Here is a 9,642-nt window from a genome sequence, read left to right as displayed (position 1 = left end):
GGTGGAGCTCGCACGGAACGCCAAGGTCTCCGCCCGCACGTTCTCCCGACGCTTCGTCGAGGACACCGGCTACACGCCCATGCAGTGGGTGCTCCGGGCGCGGGTCGACCTGGCCCGCGAGCTGCTCGAACGGACGGACCTCGGCGTCGAGCAGATCGCCGCCACTGTCGGCCTCGGCACGTCGGCGAACCTGCGGCTGCACTTCCAGCGCATCCTCGGCACCTCGCCCACCGAGTACCGGCACACGTTCTCCGGCTGACGATCCTGGGCCGCCCGCGGGTATTTTCAGCGTGGCGCGATGCTTGCGCTAGATGTCGATGACGCCACTTTCGCGACTGCCGCCGGCATCCGACGATGGATGCGTTACACGAAAGGACCCCCATGACCCGCATCGCCATCAACGGATTCGGCCGCATCGGCCGCAACACCCTCCGCGCCCTCCTGGAGCGCGACTCCGAGCTCGAGGTCGTCGCCCTCAACGACCTGACGGCACCGGCCACACTCGCCCACCTGCTGAAGTACGACAGCTCCCTCGGCCGTCTGGGCCGCAGCGTCGAGGTCGACGGCGACGCCCTCGTGGTCGACGGCCGCCGCATCCGCGTGCTGGCCGAGCGCGAGCCCGCCGACCTGCCGTGGAAGGAGCTCGGCGTGGATGTCGTGCTCGAGTCGACCGGCCGCTTCACCTCGGCGGACGCCGCGCGCGCCCACCTCACTGCCGGCGCCAAGCGGGTGCTCGTCAGCGCCCCGGCCGACGGCGCGGACGTCACCCTCGCCTACGGCGTCAACACCGACGCCTTCGACCCGGCGACGCACGTCATCGTCTCGAACGCCTCCTGCACCACGAACGCGCTGGCGCCGCTGGCCGCCGTGCTGGACGACCTGGCCGGCATCGAGCACGGCTTCATGACGACCGTCCACGCCTACACGCAGGAGCAGAACCTCCAGGACGGCCCGCACCGCGACCTGCGCCGTGCGCGTGCCGCCGCCGTGAACATCGTCCCGACCACGACCGGCGCCGCGAAGGCGATCGGCCTGGTGCTCCCGCAGCTCGACGGCAAGCTCTCCGGCGACTCCATCCGCGTCCCCGTCCCGGTCGGCTCGATCGTGGAACTGAACACGACCGTCGAGCGCGAAGTGACCCGGGACGAGGTGCTCGCCGCGTACCGCGCTGCCGCCGACGGACCGCTGCGCGGCATCCTCGACTACGCCGACGAGCCGCTGGTCTCCAGCGACATCACCGGCCAGCCGGCGTCCTCGATTTTCGACGCGGCTCTCACGCGAGTGGATGGGCGGCACGTCAAGGTCGTCGCCTGGTACGACAACGAGTGGGGCTTCTCCAACCGCGTGGTCGACACGTTGGAGCTGCTCGCGCGGGCGTGAGGGGGTGACGGCACGGGCGCCGCGCAGGCCTCCGTTACCTCGGTCGCAGGCTCCCTCGGCGCTGGGGTCGCGGCATCGCTTCGCGCTGCCCTCAGCTCCACCGCGCGCGCTGCCCTATAGCTCCACCGCGCGGCGGGGCACCTTCACCGTGAGGCCGCCGGCCTCGACCCAGGTGCGGAGGGCGGACGCGCGGCCGAACAGGTCGCCGTCCAGCTCCACCTCCTCGGGCCGGCTCAACCGCATCACGAACCGGCTGCCCTTCAGGTAGTTCATCGCCCGCACCTCCTTGTCGGCGCCCATCACGCGCCGGCCGACGGTGGTGCGGCGGAGTACGCCGTTCTCCCAGAAGATCTTGACTACGATCTGCAGCCAGCCGAGGAATCCCTCGGGGCGCAGCACGACGATGTCCAGCTCCCCGTCGTCCACCGCCGCTTCCGGCAGGAGCAGGATGTTGGCCGGCAGTGAACCGCAGTTGCCGATCAGGACGCTGTGCGCGCGTGCCGAATGCGTGCCTTTCCCGTCGAGCTGATAGCGGACCCGCAGCTGGTTCTTATCGCGGAGCACGGTGCCGATCGCTTTCACATAGGCGAGCCAGCCGTGACGCTCCTTCAGGTCTTCGTCGGTGGCCGCGATCATGCGGGCGTCGATCCCCACGCCTGCCATCACCAGGTACGCGTGCCGCCGGGTCGGCCCGCTGCCGTCCCGCAGCTCCACGACGCCGACGTCGATGGCGCGGTCGTCGCCGTCGAGCGCCGACTCGAGCGCGTTCTCCACGTCGTCCAGAGTCAGGTCGAGGTTGCGCGCCAGCAGGTTGCCCGTGCCGGAGGGAAGCAGGGCCAGCGGGACCCCGGTCCCCTGCAGCGTCTCGGCGACGGTCCGCACGGTTCCGTCGCCTCCCGCAGCGATCACCACATCCACACCGCGGTCGAGGGCCTCCCTCGCCTGCCCGGTGCCCGGGTCGTCCTCCGTCGTCTCGAGCCACAGCGTCTCTCCCCACCCGTAGCGCTGCTCGGCAGCGGCCAGCGCCGCGCGGATGGCGGGCGCGTCCACCTTGACGGGGTTGACGACGATGGCGGCTGTTCGCGGTTCGGGATGCTGGGGCTCGGCTGGCACCTCACGACAGTACCGGCGGAGTACGGACTGCGGAAGCGGTCAGCCGTGGCCTTTGCCGCCGCCGTTGTTCTTGCCCGGGCCCTTGCCGGGGCCGCCGCCCCCGGCCGGTCCCTGCTGCGCGGGGCCGTTCGCCGGATTCGTCTGGGTCCCCGAGGTGCCCTGGCCCGGGCCCGGCGTCGTGGCGGGCGGTGCGACAGTGGCCGGCGGAGCCACCACGCTCGGGGTCGGCCTCGGAGTCGTCGGCACCGTCTCGGGCTTCTGGTCGGCGGGCGCCATGAGGCTTCCCAGGGCTAGCGCGGACGCGATCACGAGAAGGGAGCCCGCGACGGCGCCGGCCGTGAGGAAGCCGCGGCGGCGGCGTTGCGAGGCCGGCAGGACCCGGGTGGTCGCAAGATCCCCGGCGGGCTCGACATCCGCGGCATTCCCTGCAGACTGGAGCGCTGGAGCGGCCGCCCCGGGCAGCACCTCCCCCGCTTCCGGGTCCGGCATCCAGCCGTCGAGCTGCGGAGCGAGCTCCCGTGCCATCACCGCGACCTCCATCGCGGTGGGCCGCCGGGCGGGGTCGCGCGCGGTCATCGCTGCGAGGAGCCCCCGCCAGTCCTCCGGGAGGGACGCGGGGATGCGCGGGTCGTGATCCGCACGCGCCGCCACGGCCTCCAGCGGGGTGCCGGGATACTCGCGAACGCCCGTGAGCGCCTCCAGCACGAGGAGGCCGAGCGCATAGATATCGACCGACGGCCCGGGCTCCCCGCCCAGGAACTGCTCGGGACTGAGGTAGCCGGCCGTGCCGATCACGGTGCCGATCGTTGTGATCCGGTCGGAACCCAGCAGATGCGCGATCCCGAAGTCGGCGAGCTTCACGACCGGTCGGCCCCCCGGCACGCTCGAGTCGGCGAGCAGGATGTTGCCCGGCTTGAGGTCGCGGTGCACCATCCCGGCGCTGTGGACGACGACGAGCGCCTCCGCGATCCCGACCGCGACCTCGACCGCCTCGTCCGCCGGAAGGGGGCCGCGCTCGAGGCGGGTGCGCAGATCCTCGCCGTCCACCAGCTCCATCACCAGGAAGCTCGGCGTCTCGTCTCCGTCAGCGGCCAGGTGCGCGTCATGGAGCGCGACGAGGTGCGGATGGCTCAATCGTGCGAGCGCCGTCGCCTCGCCGCGCCGCCGGGCATCCTCCACCGCCGTTCCGCGATCGAACAGCTTCACCGCGACTTCGCGGTCCAGCAGGAGGTCCGTCGCGCGGTACACGGACGCCATCCCGCCGTGCCCGAGCCGCCCCGTCAACTCGTACCGGTCCAGCAGCACTCGATCATCCACCGGGCGAGCATACGCGCCCATCGCGTCTCCGTGAATCCACCGACAGTCAGGTCCACCCCCGTTGCGCACGCGCGCGAGGAGGGCATGACTGGGAAGGGTGAAGCACGAACCGGAGGTGCCAGAGCCGGACCCGGCGCCCCGGCCGGATACGGCCGTCCTCGAGGCGCTCCAGGTCTACCGTGCGGCCGAAGCGGCGATGCGCCGGCGCACCGGCGCCGCCATGGGCATCGGGGACAACGACCTCCTCGCGCTCCGCCTGATCCTCGACAACACGGCGGCCGGCCGGCCGACCTTGGCGAAGGACCTGAGCGCCTACCTCGGGGTCTCCAGCGCATCCACCACCCTGCTCGTCGACCGGCTGGTGCGCGGCGGATTCGTCGAACGCCGGCCGAGCCGCGTCGACAAGCGCTCCGTCGAGCTCGTCCCCACCCGCGACTCCCTCGGGGACACCGGGCCGCTGCTGCAGGCCGCCCAGGAGCAGATCGCCGCGGCCACCGCAGAACTCAGCCCGGACGAGGCCGAGACGGTCACGCGGTTCCTGGCGAAGATGCGCCAGACCGTCGACCGGATCGCCAGCGAGCACGCGGCTAGGCCGAAACGAACCCGAAGTCAAGGGGATTCCTAGGCAATTGAAGCAGTTGTTACGTGGAGTACGTCAGAGAAAGGACACTTCTCCATGAACATCCTGCTCATCATCATCGCCATCATCGCGATCATCCTGCTGCTCACCGGTGGCTTCGTGCAGTCGTTGAACTTCCTCCTGTGGGTGGGGATCATCCTGCTCGTCCTGGCTGTGATCGTCTGGCTGGTGCGGCTGCTCACCGGGAGCCGACGGGTATAGGAGGCATCCCATGAGTCTCGGCGCAGGGATCTTCCTCGTCGTCGTCGGTGCGATCCTCGCGTTCGCTTTGAACGTCCAGGTCAGCTGGGTCGACCTCCACCTGGTGGGGTACATCCTGATGGTCGCCGGCGTCATCGGCATCATCGTGGGGATCATCCTGATCACGCGACGTCGCACCTCCATCGCCACCACGCGCACAGCGGTCGACCCTGCGACGGGCGATCGGGTGACGCGCCGGTCGGGCGAGTCGGACGACATCGTCTGACACCTCTCCCCTCCACGAACCCGGAAGACCCTGTGCCCCGACGGCACAGGGTCTTCCGCATGTCCGGGGTCGGCATCGCTGCAGCGACCGCCGCTCACTCCATCGTGTCGAGGATGCCCACCAGGTCGTCGAAGGTCGTCAGCGGGTTCAGGATGGCGAACCGCGAATTCGGTCGACCGGCATGCGAGCTCGGGGTGACGAAGGCGCGCTGCTCCTCCAGCAGCCGCGCGGACCACACCGCGTAGTCCTCCTTGGCCCACCCCTCCCGCTCGAAAACCACGACCGAGAGCTGCGGGCGCCGCACCAGGCGGAACCCGTCGCGCCGTTCGAGCTCGTCGGCGATCTGCGCGGCCAGCCGGATGGATGCGGTGATCGCGTCGCGATAGGCGGCCGCGCCGTGCGACGCCAGTGAGAACCAGAACGGCAGTCCCCGCGCGCGGCGCGTCAGATGCGCTGCATAGTCGGACGGGCTCCACTCGGTCGTGTCCGTCAGTGTGTCGAGGTACTCGGCGTGCTGCGTGTGGGCACGCCGGCCGGCCTCCGGGTCGCGGTAGATCAGGGCGCAGGCGTCGAACGGCGCGAACAGCCACTTGTGCGGGTCGACAATGACCGAGTCGGCGTGCTCGACGCCCGAGAAGCGCGGACGCGCGAGGGGCGACAGCATCCCGGCCAGGCCGTAAGCGCCGTCGATGTGCAGCCAGAAGGAGAACTCGGACTTGAGGGCGGCGATCGAGGCGATGTCGTCGACGATGCCGAAGTTGGTGGAGCCGCCGGTCGCGACGACCGCGAGAACCGCGTCCCCGTACTCCTGCAGGGCCGGACGCACGGCATCCCCGGTCAGCACGCCGGACTCGCCCGGGGAGACCGCCACGACATCCACATCCATCACCCGGGCAGCGGACGAGATCGAGGAGTGCGCCTCGGCGCTGCAGACGATCACCCAGCGCCCGCTGGGGTTGCCGTGCTCCGTCCGGGCGACATCGCGCGCGGCGACGAGAGCGGAGAGGTTGCCGAGCGTCCCGCCCTGCACGAACACCCCGCCGGCGGTGGGCGGCAGCCCGAACTCGGCGGCCAGCCAGGAGAGCACCTGGTTCTCGGCGTAGACGGCGCCGGAGCCCTCCAGCCAGGACCCGCCGTACACAGCGCTGGCCGAAACGACCAGGTCGAAGGCGGTGGCCGCCTTCGTCGGCGCGGTGGGGATGAACGACAGGTACCGCGGGTGGTCGGTCGTGATGCAGGCCGGTGCGAGGACGTGCTCGAACAGGGCGAGCGCCCGCTCGGCGCCCATCCCCGACTCGGAGACGGTCTGCCCGGCGAGGCGGCGCAGCTCGAATTCGGGCAGTGGCTTGTCCAGCGGCGTGTCCTCGCTGAGGATGCGGCGGCGCGAATAGTCGAGCACCAGGTCGACGAGTTCGCGGGTCTCCGGCGTCACGGCGTGCATCCGGTCGTGCGGCTGGGCTGGCGTGCTGGTCATGAATCCTCCGTCGGCCATGCTGTCACAAAGATCCCGCATGCGTTTGGCAGGCGACGCAACGATCCTGCGGCGTGGATGCGGTGAGCGCACGATTCTCATAATGGATGCGCCGATCCTGATACCGTCGAGCGGTGAGCGACACGCCCCGAGCGGATATCCGCAGCGACACTGCGCTCGTTTCCCGCCTGCTCGCCGAGCAGCATCCCGACCTCGCGGGCCAACTGAGGCTGGTCTCGGACGGCTGGGACAACCAGCTGTACCGCCTCGGCGAGGACCTCGCCGTGCGCATCCCCCGCCGGGAGGTGGCCGCCCACCTCATCGAGCACGAGCAGTGGATGCTGCCGGCGATCGCCGCGCGGGTGCACGTCGCCGTCCCCGTCCCGCTCCGGCTCGGGGTGCCGTCCGCCGCGTTCCCCTGGCCGTGGAGCGTCGTCGAGTGGTTCGACGGCGTCGACGGAGCCTCCGTTGGTGGGGCGGACCGCGCGGGCATCGCGGAGCCGCTGGCGGAGTTCGTCGGCGAGCTCGCCGTTCCGGCGCCCGATGCACCGCGCAACCCCGTCCGCGGGGTTCCACTGGCATCCCGGCACGAGGTGGTCCGCGAGCGGCTTCGGTCGCTGTCCGGGCGGATGGAGGTGGCAAGCCTCGAGCAGGCCTGGCGCGAGGCGCAGGATGCGCCACCCTGGGACGGCGCGCCGCTGCTTCTGCACGGCGACCTGCATCCCGGGAACCTGCTGCTCACCGCCGAGGGCGGGTTGGCCGCGGTGCTCGACTTCGGGGATGTGACCTCCGGCGACCCGGCGACCGACCTCGCGACCGCGTGGCTGACCTTCGAGGGGGATGCGCGCGAGCGCTTCCGCCGCACGCTGCCTGTGCCGCCCGACGCCGCGACCTGGCGCCGGGCGCGCGGCTGGGCGGTCGTCATGGCCTCCGCCCTGGCGACCGCCTCGGACGACAACCCCAGGATGGCGTCGCTGGCGCGTCATGCCTTGACGCAGCTCGCGACCTGACCCCCTCGCTACAGCCCGCGCTCGTGCGTGGTGCCGGTCACCGGCTGGCCGAGCTCGTCGACGGCGATCAGGCCGGTCGAGCTGGCGGCCGCCACGGCGAGCCGCTCGATCCAGTCCCGGTCCAGAGCCGGCGGCCGGGAACCGCTGAACCGGAAGCGGAGCGGGATGGAGGGATCGATCCATACCGTGGTACGCCCGTCGCCGTTCTCGGGCGTCTCCCGCCAGCTCAGCGCGAAGGACTCCTTGCGGCGGAGCTTGGACACGATCACGACTTCCAGATGCGCCAGAACGCGATCCTCGAACGAGATCTGCGTGCTGCTGTCGTACATCATGTAGCCCATCGAGCACCTCCCGGCTTCACCGTACGCCTCACGGGGATGTTTACCGCAGGACTACGCCGCGGATGTGTCGCAGGGGTGCCCGGTCATCGTCGGCGGTAAGCGTCGGCGGCCGGGCAGTCGAACGGGTCGCGGGCGCTCAGCCCGACCTCGTTGAGGTACCGGATGACGATCGCATACGACTGCACCAGGGTGGTCTCGGTGTACGGGATGCCGAGCCCGGCGCAATGCGCCATGGTCAGCTGACGGGCGCGTGCGAGGTGCGGCCGCGGCATGCTCGGGAACAGGTGGTGCTCGATCTGGTGGTTGAGGCCGCCCATGAACATGTTCATCCGCCAGCCCCCGGCGATGTTGCGGGAGGTGAGGACCTGCTTGTCGAGGAAGTTGACGCGCGAGCCCTCGGGGAGCTGCGGCATGCCCTTGTGGTTCGGCGCGAACGAGGCGCCCATATAGAGGCCGAAGACGGCGAGCTGGACGCCGAGGAACGCGAACGCGACGCCCACCGGCAGCAGCAGGAAGACAGCGCTGACGTAAATGGCGAACCGGACGAAGATGGCCGTGAGTTCCCTCGCGCGGCCGGGAATCGGCGTCTTGCCGAGAAGGGACCGCACAGACGTCACGTGGAGGTTGACGCCCTCCAGGAGGAGGAGCGGGAAGAAGAGGTAGCCCTGGCGGCGCGTGAGCGCACGCTGGAATCCGGTCGCCCGTGCCGCGTCCGCCTCGGTGAACGAGATCGTGTCGCGGGCGATGTCCGGGTCTTTGCCGATCGTGTTCGGGTTCGCGTGATGACGGGTGTGCTTCGTCATCCACCACTGGTAGCTCATCCCGACCAGCCAGGTCGCGAGAAAACGGCCAGCGCGATCGTTGGCGGGACCGGAGGCGAAGACCTGACGGTGCGATGCCTCATGCGCCAGGAAGGCGAACTGCGTGAAGATGACGCCGAGCGCGCCGGCGATCAGGAGGGTGAACCAGGAGTCGCCGAGGAGGACCAGACCGGCGACAGCGCCGGCCAGTGCCAGGGCGATGACGGCGAACGTCACGATGTAGAAGCCGCGCCGGCGTTCGAGGAGACCCTCGTCGCGCACCTGAGCAAGCAGATCGCTGTAGCTGCTGGTGATCGGCGGGCGGGCGGACCGCGCCTTGGTGGTCCGGATCGGACCGAGAACGGCTGTGGTCACGGTAGGCCTCCGCTGTGTCAGACGACTTCCCAGCCGAGGTAGTAGGCAGATGCCCGAGATTCTCGAAGCATATGCGTCGTTCCTGGGCAGGAGCACGGAATGGCGCGCCGCCAGGAGGGAGGGATCGGTGCGGGGCCGGAAGCCGGTCCCGCACCGATGGGGATCAGGCCGGGCGGATGTCCGACGCCTGCAGGCCCTTCGGGCCGCGCGTCACCTCGTACTCGACCTTCTGGTTCTCCGTCAGGTTGCGGAAGCCGCCCTCTGACTGGATCTCGCTGTAGTGGGCGAACACGTCGGCGGTGCCGTCATCGGGCGCGATGAATCCGTAGCCCTTTTCCGTGTTGAACCATTTGACGGTGCCTGTAGCCATCGTTTTTCTTTCCTTCTTATTCGTATACGGGACCGCTCGAGCGGCCCCGTTCAGCCGCACCGATGGCGCGGACGTGTGTGGGCTGCGACGGCGGTTGCCGGTCGCGGCGGATTGCCGAGGAGGGGGTCGGGGTCGCCCTCGTCGGGGAGCTGAACGGCGGTAGCTGCCGTGCGGAGGGGGAGATATCGGTCCTTTCGCGGCATCGCCGCGGATTCATTCGTTCCGATGCGCGACGGCGTCGTCCGATCGGAGTCCCGCCAGCCTACAGGAGATCGGCCGTCAACTCACCCCCGTTCTGCAACGACCTCCGCCGGACCGCGCGAAAGCAGGCATCCGCCGCCTGCGACATTCGTCACGAA

The 9,642-nt window shown here is 70.3% G+C and carries 12 protein-coding genes; 6 read left to right on the top strand and 6 right to left on the bottom strand.

Annotated elements, in window-relative coordinates:
- Both ACPYOG_RS17525 and gap read left to right on the top strand, forming a co-directional pair.
- The coding region (locus tag ACPYOG_RS17525; RefSeq protein ID WP_481295437.1) for a helix-turn-helix domain-containing protein at positions 1-259 on the top strand (259 nt) is incomplete at its 5' end.
- Positions 260-381: 122 nt separating this feature from the next.
- On the top strand, positions 382-1,380 hold the full coding sequence (gap, locus tag ACPYOG_RS17520; protein WP_481295436.1) for a type I glyceraldehyde-3-phosphate dehydrogenase: 999 nt from the start codon (positions 382-384) through the stop codon (positions 1,378-1,380).
- A gap of 114 nt (positions 1,381-1,494) precedes the next feature.
- On the opposite strand, the gene ACPYOG_RS17515 is transcribed toward gap, so the two are convergent.
- Both ACPYOG_RS17515 and ACPYOG_RS17510 read right to left on the bottom strand, forming a co-directional pair.
- On the bottom strand, positions 1,495-2,493 hold the full coding sequence (locus ACPYOG_RS17515; protein ID WP_481295435.1) for a diacylglycerol/lipid kinase family protein: 999 nt from the start codon (positions 2,491-2,493) through the stop codon (positions 1,495-1,497).
- A 39-nt stretch (positions 2,494-2,532) separates the two neighbouring features.
- A complete protein-coding gene (locus tag ACPYOG_RS17510; RefSeq protein WP_481295434.1) occupies positions 2,533-3,810 on the bottom strand; it encodes a serine/threonine-protein kinase in 1,278 nt (425 codons plus the stop codon).
- A 97-nt stretch (positions 3,811-3,907) separates the two neighbouring features.
- Between ACPYOG_RS17510 and ACPYOG_RS17505 the strand changes: the two genes are divergently transcribed.
- From ACPYOG_RS17505 to ACPYOG_RS17495, 3 genes are read left to right on the top strand one after another with little or no spacing between them, the layout of a single operon-like run.
- The gene (locus tag ACPYOG_RS17505) at positions 3,908-4,435 is read left to right on the top strand and encodes a MarR family winged helix-turn-helix transcriptional regulator (RefSeq protein WP_481295433.1); all 528 of its coding nucleotides are present in this window, start codon (positions 3,908-3,910) and stop codon (positions 4,433-4,435) included.
- A gap of 51 nt (positions 4,436-4,486) precedes the next feature.
- Entirely contained in the window at positions 4,487-4,651 is a 165-nt protein-coding gene (locus ACPYOG_RS17500; protein WP_167552371.1) for a hypothetical protein, read from the top strand.
- Positions 4,652-4,661: 10 nt separating this feature from the next.
- Positions 4,662-4,916, top strand: coding sequence for a DUF6458 family protein (locus ACPYOG_RS17495; protein ID WP_481295432.1), 255 nt, complete (start codon positions 4,662-4,664; stop codon positions 4,914-4,916).
- A gap of 94 nt (positions 4,917-5,010) precedes the next feature.
- Here the strand turns inward: ACPYOG_RS17495 and ACPYOG_RS17490 are convergent, their stop codons facing one another.
- Positions 5,011-6,408, bottom strand: a complete 1,398-nt coding sequence (locus ACPYOG_RS17490) for a pyridoxal phosphate-dependent decarboxylase family protein (RefSeq protein ID WP_481295431.1) — start codon at positions 6,406-6,408, stop codon at positions 5,011-5,013.
- Between the two features lie 113 nt (positions 6,409-6,521).
- Between ACPYOG_RS17490 and ACPYOG_RS17485 the strand changes: the two genes are divergently transcribed.
- Positions 6,522-7,397: an aminoglycoside phosphotransferase family protein gene (locus tag ACPYOG_RS17485; RefSeq protein WP_481295430.1), complete on the top strand. Its 876-nt coding sequence runs from the start codon at positions 6,522-6,524 to the stop codon at positions 7,395-7,397.
- Positions 7,398-7,405: 8 nt separating this feature from the next.
- Here the strand turns inward: ACPYOG_RS17485 and ACPYOG_RS17480 are convergent, their stop codons facing one another.
- From ACPYOG_RS17480 to ACPYOG_RS17470, 3 genes are all read right to left on the bottom strand, one after another.
- On the bottom strand, positions 7,406-7,738 hold the full coding sequence (locus tag ACPYOG_RS17480; protein ID WP_481295429.1) for a DUF7882 family protein: 333 nt from the start codon (positions 7,736-7,738) through the stop codon (positions 7,406-7,408).
- 83 nt (positions 7,739-7,821) lie between these two features.
- A complete protein-coding gene (locus ACPYOG_RS17475; RefSeq protein WP_481295428.1) occupies positions 7,822-8,913 on the bottom strand; it encodes a fatty acid desaturase family protein in 1,092 nt (363 codons plus the stop codon).
- A gap of 163 nt (positions 8,914-9,076) precedes the next feature.
- Positions 9,077-9,283 carry a cold-shock protein gene (locus ACPYOG_RS17470; RefSeq protein WP_090038990.1) on the bottom strand — a complete coding sequence of 69 codons (207 nt, stop codon included), beginning with the start codon at positions 9,281-9,283 and terminating at the stop codon, positions 9,077-9,079.
- Between the last annotated feature and the right edge of the window lie 359 nt (positions 9,284-9,642).

This window comes from Leifsonia sp. HAY1-4F (assembly GCF_056755275.1).
This window is presented reverse-complemented; position numbering and strand designations above follow the sequence as displayed.